The sequence below is a fragment of the Rhizobium sp. AN73 genome (assembly GCF_030757975.1).
Lineage (GTDB): Bacteria > Pseudomonadota > Alphaproteobacteria > Rhizobiales > Rhizobiaceae > Agrobacterium > Agrobacterium arsenijevicii.
The window spans coordinates 1,057,961-1,072,280 of record NZ_JARWME010000002.1 but is presented as its reverse complement, the minus strand read 5'-3'; the positions used below and the strand labels follow the sequence as shown (position 1 = coordinate 1,072,280).

The 14,320-nt window shown below is 59.0% G+C and carries 11 protein-coding genes and 1 pseudogene; 7 read left to right on the top strand and 5 right to left on the bottom strand.

All coding sequences use genetic code 11. The features are described from left to right. The first annotated feature begins 30 nt into the window (after positions 1-30). From uvrA to RBH10_RS15215, 3 genes are all read left to right on the top strand, one after another. Positions 31-2,952 carry an excinuclease ABC subunit UvrA gene (gene uvrA / locus RBH10_RS15225; RefSeq protein ID WP_045016282.1) on the top strand — a complete coding sequence of 974 codons (2,922 nt, stop codon included), beginning with the start codon at positions 31-33 and terminating at the stop codon, positions 2,950-2,952. Between the two features lie 57 nt (positions 2,953-3,009). Further along, positions 3,010-3,810 carry a DUF72 domain-containing protein gene (locus RBH10_RS15220; protein WP_281036645.1) on the top strand — a complete coding sequence of 267 codons (801 nt, stop codon included), beginning with the start codon at positions 3,010-3,012 and terminating at the stop codon, positions 3,808-3,810. Between the two features lie 112 nt (positions 3,811-3,922). Next, on the top strand, positions 3,923-4,447 hold the full coding sequence (locus RBH10_RS15215) for a GNAT family N-acetyltransferase (RefSeq protein ID WP_281036646.1): 525 nt from the start codon (positions 3,923-3,925) through the stop codon (positions 4,445-4,447). Between the two features lie 80 nt (positions 4,448-4,527). Here the strand turns inward: RBH10_RS15215 and dusA are convergent, their stop codons facing one another. Further along, positions 4,528-5,538, bottom strand: a complete 1,011-nt coding sequence (gene dusA / locus RBH10_RS15210) for a tRNA dihydrouridine(20/20a) synthase DusA (RefSeq protein ID WP_281036647.1) — start codon at positions 5,536-5,538, stop codon at positions 4,528-4,530. Positions 5,539-5,680: 142 nt separating this feature from the next. On the opposite strand from dusA, the gene RBH10_RS15205 reads away from it, so the two are divergent. Together RBH10_RS15205 and RBH10_RS15200 are read left to right on the top strand one after the other, a co-directional pair. After that, entirely contained in the window at positions 5,681-6,370 is a 690-nt protein-coding gene (locus RBH10_RS15205; protein WP_281036648.1) for a fumarylacetoacetate hydrolase family protein, read from the top strand. Between the two features lie 37 nt (positions 6,371-6,407). After that, complete coding sequence (locus tag RBH10_RS15200; RefSeq protein WP_281036649.1) at positions 6,408-6,941, top strand: gamma carbonic anhydrase family protein; 534 nt, start codon at positions 6,408-6,410, stop codon at positions 6,939-6,941. A gap of 39 nt (positions 6,942-6,980) precedes the next feature. On the opposite strand, the pseudogene zur reads toward RBH10_RS15200, so the two are convergent. The 3 genes and pseudogenes from zur to znuC form a co-directional block, all read right to left on the bottom strand. Next, positions 6,981-7,384, bottom strand: a pseudogene (zur, locus tag RBH10_RS15195) (zinc uptake transcriptional repressor Zur). Further along, complete coding sequence (gene znuB / locus RBH10_RS15190) at positions 7,381-8,259, bottom strand: zinc ABC transporter permease subunit ZnuB (RefSeq protein ID WP_372339805.1); 879 nt, start codon at positions 8,257-8,259, stop codon at positions 7,381-7,383. The pseudogene zur and the gene znuB overlap by 4 nt, the downstream one beginning before the upstream one ends. Next, positions 8,192-9,118, bottom strand: a complete 927-nt coding sequence (gene znuC, locus RBH10_RS15185) for a zinc ABC transporter ATP-binding protein ZnuC (RefSeq protein WP_281036651.1) — start codon at positions 9,116-9,118, stop codon at positions 8,192-8,194. Before znuC ends, znuB begins: the two co-directional genes overlap by 68 nt. Positions 9,119-9,222: 104 nt before the next feature. On the opposite strand from znuC, the gene znuA reads away from it, so the two are divergent. Further along, positions 9,223-10,215 carry a zinc ABC transporter substrate-binding protein ZnuA gene (gene znuA / locus RBH10_RS15180; protein ID WP_281036652.1) on the top strand — a complete coding sequence of 331 codons (993 nt, stop codon included), beginning with the start codon at positions 9,223-9,225 and terminating at the stop codon, positions 10,213-10,215. A 21-nt stretch (positions 10,216-10,236) separates the two neighbouring features. Here znuA and RBH10_RS15175 read toward each other — a convergent pair whose 3' ends face one another. Next, a complete protein-coding gene (locus RBH10_RS15175; RefSeq protein ID WP_281036653.1) occupies positions 10,237-11,289 on the bottom strand; it encodes a LacI family transcriptional regulator in 1,053 nt (350 codons plus the stop codon). A gap of 498 nt (positions 11,290-11,787) precedes the next feature. Here RBH10_RS15175 and RBH10_RS15170 point away from each other — a divergent pair, with 498 nt between their 5' ends. Beyond that, positions 11,788-14,253, top strand: coding sequence for a glycoside hydrolase family 2 protein (locus RBH10_RS15170; RefSeq protein ID WP_281036654.1), 2,466 nt, complete (start codon positions 11,788-11,790; stop codon positions 14,251-14,253). The last annotated feature ends 67 nt before the right edge of the window (positions 14,254-14,320 follow it).

The following is a 14,320-nucleotide window of genomic DNA, read 5'->3' as shown; positions in this document are numbered from 1 at the left end:
CAGGCCTGTTATTTTTGTCCGAGCTTTATCATGAGTGAATTGAAGACGATTTCCATCCGCGGTGCCCGTGAGCATAACCTCAAGGGCATTGATCTGGATCTGCCGCGTAACAAGCTGATCGTCATGACCGGGCTCTCCGGCTCGGGCAAGTCTTCGCTTGCCTTCGACACGATCTATGCCGAGGGCCAGCGCCGTTATGTCGAGAGCCTTTCGGCCTATGCGCGCCAGTTCCTCGAAATGATGCAGAAGCCGGATGTCGACCGTATCGAGGGTCTGTCCCCGGCGATTTCCATCGAGCAGAAAACCACCTCGAAGAACCCGCGTTCCACGGTCGGCACGGTCACGGAAATCTACGACTATATGCGCCTGCTGTTTGCGCGTGTGGGCGTACCCTATTCGCCGGCCACGGGCCTGCCGATCGAAAGCCAGACCGTCAGCCAGATGGTCGACCGCATTCTTGGCTTCGAGGAAGGCACGCGCCTTTATATTCTCGCACCGATCGTGCGTGGCCGCAAAGGCGAATATAAAAAGGAACTCGCCGAGCTGATGAAGAAGGGCTTCCAGCGCGTCAAGGTGGATGGCCAGTTCTACGAGATCGCCGACGTTCCCGCCCTCGACAAGAAATACAAACACGATATCGACGTGGTGGTGGACCGCGCCGTCGTGCGCCCGGATATGGCAGCACGCCTTGCCGACAGTATCGAGACCTGCCTCAAGCTGGCCGATGGGCTGGCAGTAGCGGAGTTTGCCGACAAGCCCCTGCCGCCGGAAGAGACTGCGGCCGGTGGCTCCGCCAACAAATCGCTCAATGAGACCCATGAGCGCGTGCTGTTTTCGGAAAAATTCGCCTGCCCGGTCTCCGGTTTCACCATTCCGGAAATTGAGCCACGGCTTTTCTCCTTCAACAATCCCTTCGGCGCCTGCCCCAGCTGTGATGGCCTCGGCTCGCAGCAGAAGGTCGATGAAAACCTGATCGTTCCGGAACCGGCGCGCACCCTGCGCGACGGCGCCATCGCCCCCTGGGCCAAGTCTTCGTCGCCCTATTACAACCAGACGCTGGAAGCGCTGGGCAAGGCCTTCGATTTCAAGCTGTCGAGCAAGTGGACGGACCTTTCGAAAGAGGCGCAGCACGCCATTCTTCAGGGCACCGACGACAAGATCGAGTTCAACTATCAGGACGGCGCGCGCTCCTACAAGACAGTGAAGAATTTCGAAGGAATCGTTCCCAATCTGGAACGTCGGTGGAAAGAGACCGACAGCGCCTGGGCGCGCGAGGAAATCGAGCGTTACATGTCGGCAGCCCCCTGCCCGGCCTGCGCCGGTTATCGCCTGAAGCCGGAAGCGCTCGCCGTCAAGATCAACAAATTGCAGATCGGCGAAGTCACCCAGATGTCGATCCGCATGGCGCGCGACTGGTTCGAAACGCTGCCGGAAAATCTGACCGCAAAGCAGAACGAGATTGCGGTTCGCATCCTCAAGGAAATCCGCGAACGCCTGCGCTTCCTCAACGATGTCGGGCTGGATTATCTCAGTCTGTCGCGCAATTCCGGCACGCTTTCCGGTGGCGAAAGCCAGCGTATCCGGCTTGCCTCGCAGATCGGCTCCGGCCTTACCGGCGTGCTTTACGTTCTCGACGAACCGTCCATCGGCCTGCACCAGCGCGACAATGCCCGCCTGCTCGATACGCTGAAGCACCTGCGCGACATCGGCAATACCGTGATCGTCGTCGAGCACGACGAGGATGCCATTCTGACGGCTGATTATGTCGTGGATATCGGCCCCGCCGCCGGTATCCATGGTGGTCAGGTGATCGCCGAAGGCACGCCGCAGGAGGTGATGGCCAATCCGAAATCGCTGACCGGCAAATATCTCTCCGGCGAACTCGGCGTTGCCGTGCCGGCCGAGCGCCGCAAGCCCAAGAAGGGTCGCGAGATCAAGGTTTTTGGTGCACGCGGCAACAATCTGAAAAATGTGACTGCGGCTGTGCCGCTTGGTGTCTTCACCGCCGTTACCGGCGTTTCGGGCGGTGGCAAATCCACCTTCCTGATCGAGACGCTCTACAAGTCGGCGGCCCGTCGGGTGATGGGCGCGCGCGAAATCCCGGCCGAACACGACCGCATCGATGGTTTCGAATTCATCGACAAGGTGATCGACATCGACCAATCGCCGATCGGTCGCACGCCACGCTCCAACCCCGCCACCTATACCGGCGCATTCACGCCAATCCGCGACTGGTTTGCCGGTCTGCCGGAAGCAAAGGCGCGCGGTTACGCACCGGGCCGTTTCTCCTTCAACGTCAAGGGCGGTCGCTGCGAAGCCTGCCAGGGCGACGGCGTCATCAAGATCGAGATGCACTTCCTGCCGGATGTCTACGTCACCTGCGACGTCTGCCACGGCAAACGCTACAATCGCGAAACGCTGGATGTCGCCTTCAAGGGCAAATCCATCGCTGACGTGCTGGATATGACGGTGGAAGAAGGCGTGGAATTCTTCGCCGCCGTGCCGGCGGTGCGCGACAAGCTGCAAGCGCTGTTCGATGTTGGCCTTGGTTACATCAAGGTCGGTCAGCAGGCCAATACGCTGTCCGGTGGTGAGGCCCAGCGCGTCAAGCTCGCCAAGGAACTGTCGAAACGCTCCACCGGCCGCACGCTCTACATCCTCGATGAGCCGACCACGGGCTTGCATTTCCACGACGTCAACAAGCTCCTGGAAATGCTGCAGGCTCTGGTGGATCAGGGCAACTCCGTCGTGGTGATCGAGCACAATCTCGAAGTCATCAAGACGGCCGACTGGATCATCGATATCGGCCCTGAAGGCGGCACGGGCGGCGGCGAAGTGGTGGCAACCGGCACGCCGGAAGACATCGTCAAGGTCGAGCGCTCCTATACGGGTCACTTCCTGAAGGAACTTCTCGAACGCCGGCCGGCCGGGAAACGCGAGGCTGCGGAATAGTTCGCAGCCTTTCCAGATAAGGGTTCGAAAGGCCAGCGGCCGGAGGAGGAACAGCATATGTCGACATCAGGCACGATCCGCACCGGTATTGGCGGCTGGACCTTTGAGCCATGGGAAGGCACGTTTTATCCGGAAAAGCTGCCAAAGAAACGCCAGCTCGAACATGCCAGCCGGCAGTTGACGGCAATCGAGGTGAACGGCACCTATTATAGCAGCCAGAAACCCGAAACCTTCGCCAAATGGGCGGCGGACGTGCCGGAGGATTTCATCTTTTCCCTGAAGGCAAGCCGCTTCGTCACCAATCGCAAGGTTCTGGCCGAAGCGGGTGAATCGATGACGAAGTTCCTGACGCAGGGCCTGACGGAACTCGGGTCCCATCTCGGCCCGATCCTCTGGCAATTCGCACCGACGAAAAAATTCGACGCGGATGATTTCGGTGCGTTTCTGGCGCTACTGCCAGAAAAACAGGACGGCATTAGCCTGCGCCACGTCGTCGAAGTGCGAAATCCGACATTTCAGGTGCCGGAATTCATCGATCTTCTCGCAAAACACAAGGTCGCTGTCGTCTGCGCCGACCATCACGACTATCCGATGTTGCCTGATGTAACCGCCGATTTCGTCTATTGCCGCCTGCAAAAAGGCGAAGACGATATCAAGACCTGCTACCCGAAAGCCGGGATCGACCATTGGGCGAAACGGGTCAAGACCTATGCGGCAGGCGGCGTGCCCGACGATCTGCCGCTGATCGCACCTGACAGACAAGTCGAAAAGACCCCGCGCGACGTCTTCGCCTTCTTCATCACCGGCGGCAAGGTCAATGCGCCGAACGGTGCGCAGGTGCTGCAAAAGGCGGTCTGAGCGGCTCTGACCGCTGCTCCCGATGGTCACGTCTTATTACCGTCATCTCGTAGCGGCTAGAATGCCGGCTAACATCTCAAGACCTCTATCGTCTTCAAAGGGTTGGCCGGAAATGACTGTGATTGAAACGGAACGCTTGCGCCTGCACCACTGGCGGGACGATCATTTCGAAGCCTTCGCCGCAATGCAGACCGACCCGGACGTGATGGCCGATCAGGGCGGGCCGGTGAGCCGCGATAAGAGCAGAGAGAAATTCGAGCGTTACCGCACGGCCGAGCGCGAGCACGGCATTGCCCGCTGGGCGGTGGAAAGTCCTGATGGCGTCTTTCTCGGTTATGCCGGTGTCATGCCGCGTCTAGCCGAAGATCATCCGCTTGGCAGACACCGCGAAATTGGCTGGCGGTTCATACGGCAGGCCTGGGGAAACGGCTACGCGACCGAAAGCGCGAGGGCTGCGCTGGCGCATGCGGCTGATGGCGCGTGTCTCGCCCGGATATTCGCTTATACAAGTCCCGAGAATATCCGGTCCCAGGCCGTTATGTCGCGCCTTGGCCTGATACGCGAACCTTCGCTGGATTTTTCGGCTCCCGGTCATATCGACAGGGAATGGCACGGGCTGGTCTGGGTTGTTCCCTGAGAGGCTTTCCATCGCCCGCGGGAACGCTGCCCGACACAACTTTGTCAGCACGAAAAATCAAACGAAGGCCGTTGCCAGCCTCAGCCCGCCATCTCTTTCGTCGGGTTGAAATCGATAGCCGCGAAAGCCGCCTCGATCACCTCGGTTCCGGCGCCCGGCCGGGTGGCGTCGCTGGAAAGGATCTGCCGGAAACGACGCGCACCGGGCATGCCCTGGAACAGGCCAACCATGTGGCGGGTAACGTGGTTGAGACGCCCGCCTGCAGCGATGTAGTCGGCGGCATAGGCCATCATGGCGTCACGTAGCCCCATCCAGTCCGGTTGCCGGGCCTCTTCGCCATAGATGCGATGATCAACATCGGCGAGGATGGATGTGTTGTGATAGGCGGCGCGGCCAAGCATCACGCCATCCATATGCTGCAGATGGTCACACGCCTGATCGAGATCGGCGATGCCGCCATTGATGCCGATGAAGACGTCAGGGTTCTCCCGTTTCATGCGATAGACGAGCTCATAATCGAGCGGCGGCACTTCGCGATTTTCTTTCGGCGAAAGCCCCTGCAGCCAGGCCTTGCGTGCATGGATCCAGACCGCGTCGGCGCCCGCCGCGACAACCCGCGCCAGAAAATCCGGCAGCACGGCTTCCGGCTCCTGATCATCAACCCCGATACGGCATTTCACCGTGACTGGCACCTTTGCAACGGCCTTCATCGCTACCACGCATTGCGCGACCACTTCTGGCTCGCGCATCAGGCAAGCACCAAAGGTGCCGGATTGCACCCGGTCCGAAGGGCAGCCGACATTGAGGTTGATCTCGTCATAACCGTAATCGCCGGCGATCCGCACCGCCTCCGAAAGCTTGACGGGGTCCGATCCGCCGAGTTGCAGCGCCACTGGATGTTCCTGATCGTGATAACCGAGAAGCCTGTCACGCTGGCCATGAATAATGGCGTCGGCGACGATCATTTCGGTATACAGCAGCGCACGCTTCGACAATTGCCGGTGCAGAAATCTACACCTCGTATCGGTCCAATCGATCATCGGGGCCACGGCGAAGATTTTTTCGCCGTTTGCAAGCGCTTGTCTGTACATGGATTAACCTCTTTGCGCCGGCTTCTACAGCAAAGGACCGCAAAAAGCCAGTTTTGCAATCGAAGCCATTTTGAACTGGAAATCGCCCCGGAATCGCGGGACAAGACTTGCACCTCCAGAATAATAGACGACAGGAAATCCCATGGCCGCCACCGTCATCCCCGCTCCGAAACCCGTTCTTCTGCCCGTGGAGGGCACAAGCGATATGTTCCCCGTGCGGCGGGTCTATTGCGTCGGCCGCAATTATGCCGATCACGCCATCGAAATGGGCCATGATCCCTCACGCGAACCGCCCTTCTACTTCCAGAAGAACCCGGACAATCTGTTGCCAGCGGGGCAGGATTTCCCCTACCCGCCGCTGTCGTCGAATGTGCATTACGAAGTCGAGTGTGTCGTGGTGCTGAAAAGCGGCGGCGCAGATATTCCGGCAAGCGAAGCGCTGAGCCACGTCTGGGGTTACGCCGTCGGCATCGACATGACACGCCGCGATCTGCAGGACGGCCTGAAGAAAATGGGCCGCTCCTGGGAAGGCGCCAAGGCGTTTGAATATTCCGCGCCGGTCTCCGCCATCGTTCCGGCGGAAAAGATCGGCCACCCTGCCACGGGCGCGATCTGGCTCGATGTCAATGGCGAACGCAAGCAGACGGGTGATCTTGGCCAGATGATCTGGAAGGTGCCGGAGGTGATTGCCGAGCTTTCCAAATTGTTCACGCTTGCCGCCGGCGATGTCATCATGACCGGCACGCCGGCTGGCGTCGGCCCAATCGTGCGCGGTGACAAGATCGAATGTGGCGTCGAGGGTGTCGGCACCCTATCCGTCACCGTCGCCTGATCGCCATCAGCGAATAATCCAGAGGGAGGAACCCGCCATGCCGCTTTATCGTCTTGCTGACCGGGTGCCGCAAACCCCAGCGCCGGATCGCTACTGGGTAGCACCGGATGCGAATGTCATCGGTTCGGTGACGCTCGGTGAGGATGTCGGCATCTGGTTCGGCGCGACCCTGCGCGGCGATAACGAACCGATCCGCGTCGGGCGCGGCACCAATATTCAGGAAGGTGCGATGGTGCATAGCGATCCAGGTTTTGCAGCTGTCATCGGCGAAATGTGCACCATCGGCCACCACGCCATCGTGCACGGCTGCAGCATCGGTGACAATTCGCTTGTCGGCATGGGCGCAACGATCCTGAACGGCGCGAAGATCGGCCGTAACTGCCTTGTCGGCGCCAATGCGCTGGTGACGGAAGGCAAGGAATTTCCGGACAACTCGCTGATCGTCGGATCGCCGGCAAGAGCCATCAGAACACTGGACGACGAAGCTGTCGCCGACCTTCGCCGCTCGGCGGAAAAATACATCGAGAACTGGAAGCGTTTTTCGAAAGATCTGGCGATCATCGAAAAATGACGGATGGCGGGCACCGATGCCCGCCCGCTACAAACGGCGCTAGGCCGCGCAGGCGGCACAGAGGCCGCGAATTTCGATGGTGGTCTTTTCCGCCTTGAACTTGCTGTCCTTCACCCAGCGCTCAAGGCGATGGTCGATCTCGTGATCGTGGAACTCGGTCACCTGCCCGCAGGATCGCAAATGGCAAACGCCACCGTTCCGTGATGGTGCGAGCAGCATTCAGCCTGCGTATGGGTGCAGGCAACAAAGGCGTTGAGGCTCTCGAGCCGATGCACAAGGCCGTATTCGACAAGCTTTTCCAGCGCCCGATAGACCTGCAACGGCGCGCGGAAACCATCGTCGCGCAGCTTGTCGAGGATGACATAGGCGCTGAGCGGCGCATGCGCATTCGACAGGGCATTCATGACCAGCGACTGGTTTTTGGTAAGGTTCTGCGCATTCATGACTTGCCTCCTTCATTCGCGGAGCGGGACAAACCCGGCGCCGGCAACAGGCTTATAACGAACAGGATCACTGCGGCAACCACGATGGATGGGCCGGATGGCGTGTCGTAGGTCAGCGATCCGAACAGGCCACCGACGACGGCAACCGCGCCGATCAGCGAGGCGACCACCGCCATCACCTCGGGCGTGGCGGAAAAACGTCTTGCGGTCGCCGCCGGTATGATGAGCAGCGATGTGATCAGCATGATGCCGACCACCTTCATCGCAATGGCGATCACAAGCGCCATCAACAGCGTGAAGATGAGCCTGGAGCGTTCCGGGTTCAGCCCCTCGGCCTCGGCCAACTCGGTATTGATGGTAGAGGCCAAGAGCGAGCGCCACAGGAAGACCATGGAAACTAGCACCACAAGTCCACCGCCCCAGATCAGCGCGATATCGCTGCGGGTGACGGCGAGAATATCACCAAACAGGAACGAGACGAGGTCGATACGCACCCAACTCATGAAGGCGACGATGACGAGACCGATAGCCAGTGCCGAATGGGAGAGTATGCCGAGAAGCGCATCGGAAGAAAGCGCCTGCCGACGTTGCAGAAAAATCAGCAGGATCGAAACGGCCGACGCCACCAGAAAGACGCTGACAATAAGGTTGAGCTGCAAAAGCAGCGACAAAGCGACGCCAAGCAGAGCCGAATGGGCCATCGTATCGCCGAAATAGGCCATGCGTCGCCAGACGACGAAGCAGCCAAGGGGACCGGCGGTGAGCGCGACACCAATGCCAGCGACCATGGCGCGAACGAAGAAATCGTCAAACATGCCGCTCTCCCTGCTGTTGGTTTGAAGTGGCATGTCCGTCATTGCCGTGGTCATGGTCATGGCCGCAACCGCATTCGCCGTGGTCATGCTGATGCTCATTATCATGCGCGTGATGATGATGACCGTCATCGGGGTGGCAATGTTCAGTCACCGAACCGTCCGCATGCTGCACCCGGCCATCGGGCAGATGGGTGTGATCGTGATTGTGGCTGTAAACGGCAAGGCCCTTGGCCGCAGCGCCACCGAACAGCCGCATATATTCGGGACTCTGGCTCACCATCTGCGGTGTTCCCCGGCAGCAGACATGACCGTTCAGGCATATCACGGTGTCTGTCTCAGCCATCACCACATGCAGGTCATGTGAGATTAACAAAATTCCGCAATTACTTGAATTTCTGATATTTTTTATCAGTTCATAAAGCGCGATCTCGCCGGAAAAATCGACACCCTGCACGGGTTCGTCCAGAACCAGCAGATCCGGCTTGCGCGCAATGGCGCGGGCGAGAAGCGCACGCTGGAATTCGCCGCCGGAAAGATGCTGTACTTCCGCATTGGCCAGATGCGCGATGCCCGTGGCGTTCAGAGCGGCGTCGATTTCGCGCGCGGGCAGCGGCCCGGTCAGCGTCATCAGCCGGCGTACCGAAAGCGGCATGGTCCAGTCGACCGAAAGCTTCTGTGGCACGTAACCGACCCTTAGACCGGCAATACGCGACACCTCGCCTTCGTTCGGCTTCAAGACGCCGATCGCCATTTTCGCACTGGTGGATTTGCCCGAACCGTTCGGCCCGATCAGCGTGACGATCTCGCCTTTGCTGACGGAAAACTCCACGCCGCGCACAAGCCAGCGGCCATTGCGCTGCACGCCGGCATTGGCAAGTGAAACCAGTATTTCGTTGCCCTTGTGGGCGGAATGAAGCATGGGATTGTCCGATCGGCGATGTTGATTACCGCTATCGCATACGTTATAGAGTTACGCAATAAATGTAATAACATAACTATACTTCTTCAAGTGGAGTGCATTTCATGAGATCGTTCGTGATCCCGCTCATGGCGTCGGTCGCAATAGCGGCGGCGGCCTCCGGCGCCACAGCCGCGCCCAATGTCGTGGTCTCGATCAAGCCTGTCCATTCCCTGGTCGCGGCGATCATGCGCGGCGTCGGCGAACCGCAACTCATCGTCGATGGTGCCGCCTCCCCACATACCTATAATCTGCGGCCCTCCAATGCGCGCACGCTGGAAAAGGCCGATCTGGTCTTCTGGGTCGGACCGGGACTGGAAGCCTTCCTGCAGAAGCCGCTGGAGGCGCTGACCAGCAAGGCAACTGTCGTGGAACTGGAAGACGCCAAGGGGCTGGAAAAGCTTCCCTTCCGCGAAGGCGGCCCTTTCGAAGCGCATGACCATGGCGAAGAAAGCCATGGGGAACATGCCGGCCACACGGACGGCGAAGGCGCTCACGATCATGGACACGATCATGCGCATGATGACGGCGACCACGAACACGGCGCATACGACACCCATCTTTGGCTCGATCCGGCCAATGCCAAGGCCATGGCCCAGACGATCGAAACCGCACTGATTGCTGCCGATGCCGGCAATGCCGAGACCTATCAGGCCAATACGAAAAAACTGATCGACGATCTCGATGCGCTCGACACCGAGCTGGCGGAAACGGTGAAACCGGTAAAGGACAAGCCCTTCATCGTCTTCCACGACGCCTATCAATATTTCGAGCACCGTTACGGCGTGAGAACGGCGGGATCGATCACCGTCAGCCCCGAAACCCTGCCCGGCGCGGATCGCGTCAAACAGATGCAGGAAAAAGTTCGCCAGCTTGGCGCGACCTGCGTTTTCGCCGAACCGCAATTCGAGCCGAAGCTGGTCTCGGTCATCACCGAGGGTACGGCGGCGAAATCGGCAACGCTCGATCCTGAAGCGGCAACGCTGACGCCTGGCCCCGATCTTTATTTTCAGCTGATGCGCGGCATTGCCGGTTCGCTGAAGAACTGCCTGTCCTGATCCGCGGATGCGATACGCCGTTTACGGCTTCGGCGCCATTGGGGACCAGACCGGACGGTTGATGCTCTGCAGCGTTTCCGGCGGCGCACCGTTGATGCGGGCCAGCAAAGCCTTGGCAAGCTCCCTGCCCGCAAGCTTGATGTCCTCGTTGACGGTATGGATTTGCGGCTGGATCCAGTTCAGAAACTCGGCGGATTGTTTCGATACAATGTCTATATCTTCGCCGATCCTGACGCCTGCGGCCTCGAAACCCGCGACAAGCGCAATCGTGCTGCTGCCGCTGATCGAGACAATGCCATCGGGACGATCGTCCGATTGCATCATGCGCTGACCGAAATCACGGATCTGGTCGAGCGGTGTCTCGATTGTGATGGTATCCAGCGGGAATTCGGAAACGCCGAAATCCCTTATCCCCCGATTGAACCCCCTGCGGGCGTGGTCGTGGAACGAAAACCGCGATGGCGGCACGATGATTGCGATCCTCTTTCGCCCCAATTGCGCCAGCCGCTGCACAGCCTCATAGGCATAAGTCTCATTGTCGAAATCATGATAGGCATGCTCGATGCCCATATCCGACCGCCCGTGGGTGACGAACGGCATGTTGCGCTCCGTCATCAGACGGACGCGTGCATCGTTCGGCTCGATCTTCGAGATGATGACACCGTCCGCCGAGCCGGTCTCCAGAATGTAGCGGATCGGCACCATGGAATCTTTGACATGGGTATGAGGGGTGACGACGAGGTGATATTGCGTCGCCGACAGGACCTCGGTGATGCCGAACACCATCTGGCTGGTGAAACCCATCAACTCCTCGTCGACGCTCAGCACCAGCGCAATCACATTGGTCTTGCCGGTGCGAAGGCGCACACCCGCCCGGTTCGGCTGGTAGCCGATCTGTTGGGCGATCAGCCGCACGCGCTCCTTGGTTTCGGCGCCGATGTCAGGTGCATCCTTCAGCGCCCGCGACACGGTGGTAATGCCAAGACCCGTCATATAGGCGATGGTCTTCAAGGTCGGGCGCTCGCCCATCGTTGCGGGTACTTCGCCCCTGCCGGATTTCCCAGTATCGTTCATGTCATTTCGCCACGCTTTACCGAACGATAATCATAGATAGCTTTTACCCTCTTGCAAAGGCAAACGTCGCCGGTGGCTGCTGAGCCGGATCCGGTGTTCGGTCATTTTCGCTATAACGATATAGGTCAGAAAAAATATCGCTCGCGGTTGGGTCGCGCGCCAGATCAGTCGACCCTGCGAAATGTCTGTTTTGGAGCTGCGATAATCTTTATTTATGAGATTAAAAAACTATATCAAATAACTGATATTAAATTATAAAATAAAAACGAATTGAGATTGATCAACTCTACGGGTCTTGGATGATACCTGCTTCCACTTTTTGCGCTGGAAGTTTCATCCCGAAGGCATGACGGAACGATTGTTTTACGGTAACGTTGCCGGAGGGAGGAGACAGAAAAGCCGAGTGAACCGGGCCGAGGCCGGTTTGCGGGCATCCGTCTTCCCCAGATTCTGACACAAGCCTGCATCATAATGCCGGCTCATCCAGTGAATTCATATATGCAGGGTCCGATCATGATTTCTTCTTCCACGCCCGAAACCGTCATCGATCTGGCCGGGCTCTGGCGCCTGGCGTCGGTGGAAGGAGACCATGCGACCGACATGCCCGTTCCGGGTGACATCCACAGTGCACTCAAAAATGCGGGCATCATCCCCGATCCCTATCACGGCGCCAATGAAAACGCGGTGCAATGGGTCGCGCAGCGGGACTGGATCATTGAGCGGACATTCATTCTCGATGACGCCGATGCCAGCTGGTATCTCGATATCGACTATCTCGATACCGTCGCCATCATCTTCGTCAACGATGTGCCAGTCCTAAGCTCCGACAATTGCTTCCGCCGTTACCGTCCCGATATCTCGCGCGCCGTGCGACCTGGTGAAAACACCATTCGCATCCATTTCCATTCCAACATCACCGCCGGTGCGGAGCGGCAGGCGCGTCAACCGTTTTACATTCCATACCACGAAGGCAATTCGCCGATTGCCAATGGCAACATGCTGCGCAAGCCGCAATGCCATTTCGGCTGGGACTGGAATATCGCCATTGCGCCGCTCGGCCTCTACGGCAAAATCCTGCTGAAGCGCCTCGATACCGCCCGCGTCGAACATGTCGTCACCTCGCAGCACCATGTCGAGGGTGGCGTCGAGTTGCATGTGGCCGTCACGCTGTTTGCCGAAGGCCCGGCAAGCCTGCCGCTCTATCTTTCGCTCAACGATGACAGGCTGCGGCTCGATTGCGGCGTTGGTGCCGGTGAGACGGTGGTGCGTCATGTCTTCTTCGTGGAAAATCCCGCACTCTGGTGGCCGGCGGGCAGCGGCGAACAGACGCTCTACACACTGACAGTGGATTTGCCGGATGAAACCGTCACCCGCAAGATCGGCTTCAGGACCATCGAACTTCTGACGGACAAGGATGAGGCCGGCAGCCGCTTCGCCTTCCGCATCAACGGCCGGGAAATCTTCTGCCGGGGCGCCAACTGGATTCCCGCCGATGCGCTCTATTCGCTGACGAGCCGGGAAAAGACCGAAGACCTCTTATGTTCGGCGGTCGAAGCCAACATGAACATGATCCGCGTCTGGGGCGGCGGTTTTTATGAGGAAGACTGGTTTTACGATCTCTGCGACCGTCTCGGCCTTCTGGTCTGGCAGGATTTCATGTTCGCCTGCAACCTGTACCCCTGCAGCGAGGACTTTCTCGACAATGTCGAACACGAGGTCGACTATCAAGTGAAACGCCTGTCCTCGCACCCGTCGGTCGCGCTCTGGTGCGGCGACAACGAGCTGGTGGGCGCGCTGACCTGGTTCGATGAGCCCCGTAACAACCGCGACCGTTATCTCGTGGCTTACGACCGCCTCAACCGCACCATCGAAAAGGCGCTGAAAAAAGCCGCCCCCGAAGCGCTCTGGTGGCCTTCCAGCCCGGCTTCGGGTTATCTCGATTATGGTGATGCCTGGCATGCGGATGGTTCCGGCGACATGCACTATTGGTCCGTCTGGCACGAGAACAAATCGTTCGACAATTACCGTTCGGTGAAGCCGCGCTTCTGCTCCGAATTCGGTTTCCAGTCCTATACCTCCATGCCGGTCATCCGCACCTATGCGGAAGACAAGGACATGAATATCGCCTCCCCGGTGATCGAGTTGCACCAGAAGAATGTCGGCGGCAACGAGCGGATCGCCGGGACTATGTTCCGCTATTTCCGCTTCCCGAAGGATTTCGAAAATTTCGTCTATCTCAGCCAGGTTCAGCAGGCGTTAGCCATCCGCACGGCTGTCGATTACTGGCGCTCGCTGAAACCCCATTGCATGGGAACGCTTTACTGGCAGCTCAATGACACCTGGCCGGTCGCCTCCTGGTCGAGCCTCGATTATGGCGGCGGCTGGAAGGCGCTGCATTATGCCGCCCGCCGGTTTTTCCAGCCGGTCTCGGTTTCCGCCATTCCCTCGGAAGACGGGCGCCGGTTGAGTTTCTCCATGGTCAATGACACGGCGGAAGATGTCGAGATCGACATGAACATCGTCGCGCTCACCATGGAGGGCAACCGCGTCCCGCTGAAATCCGCCAATGGCACATGCGTAACGGACAAGGCTGCGACACTGACCGAAATCGACATGGACACCCTGCCGGAAGGCTCCGTGCTTGCGTGGAACTTCATCGCCTCCAACGGCATGACCGGCGAAGGCCATCATGTACGCGACACCTACAAGGCGCTGGAGCTTCAACCTGCCGGACTGACATTCACCGTCAAGTCGTTGAAAAACGGCCAGTTCGAAATCGATGTCACGGCCGCCGGTCTTGCCCTCTTTGTCATGCTGGAGGCCGATCAGCCCGGACGTTATTCCGACAACCTGTTCGATCTCGCCGCCGGCGAGACGCGCCGCATTATTTTCACCCCGAAGACGGACAGCGGACAGCCGCAGTTCCGCATCTTCGATCTTCATACCTGCCAATCCTCGCATTGAAACCATGCGGCGAAAGGCTTAACCATCCTTCTTGAAACGGCAGGCGACGTCACGCCTGCCCTCATCT

Coding starts and splice junctions, on each gene's coding strand:
- uvrA (WP_045016282.1), top strand. CDS start 31: ATGAGTGAATTGAAGACGATTTCCATCCGCGGTGCCCGTGAGCATAAC.
- RBH10_RS15220 (WP_281036645.1), top strand. CDS start 3,010: ATGTCGACATCAGGCACGATCCGCACCGGTATTGGCGGCTGGACCTTT.
- RBH10_RS15215 (WP_281036646.1), top strand. CDS start 3,923: ATGACTGTGATTGAAACGGAACGCTTGCGCCTGCACCACTGGCGGGAC.
- dusA (WP_281036647.1), bottom strand. CDS start 5,538: ATGTACAGACAAGCGCTTGCAAACGGCGAAAAAATCTTCGCCGTGGCC.
- RBH10_RS15205 (WP_281036648.1), top strand. CDS start 5,681: ATGGCCGCCACCGTCATCCCCGCTCCGAAACCCGTTCTTCTGCCCGTG.
- RBH10_RS15200 (WP_281036649.1), top strand. CDS start 6,408: ATGCCGCTTTATCGTCTTGCTGACCGGGTGCCGCAAACCCCAGCGCCG.
- znuB (WP_372339805.1), bottom strand. CDS start 8,259: ATGACCATGACCACGGCAATGACGGACATGCCACTTCAAACCAACAGC.
- znuC (WP_281036651.1), bottom strand. CDS start 9,118: ATGCTTCATTCCGCCCACAAGGGCAACGAAATACTGGTTTCACTTGCC.
- znuA (WP_281036652.1), top strand. CDS start 9,223: ATGAGATCGTTCGTGATCCCGCTCATGGCGTCGGTCGCAATAGCGGCG.
- RBH10_RS15175 (WP_281036653.1), bottom strand. CDS start 11,289: ATGAACGATACTGGGAAATCCGGCAGGGGCGAAGTACCCGCAACGATG.
- RBH10_RS15170 (WP_281036654.1), top strand. CDS start 11,788: ATGCAGGGTCCGATCATGATTTCTTCTTCCACGCCCGAAACCGTCATC.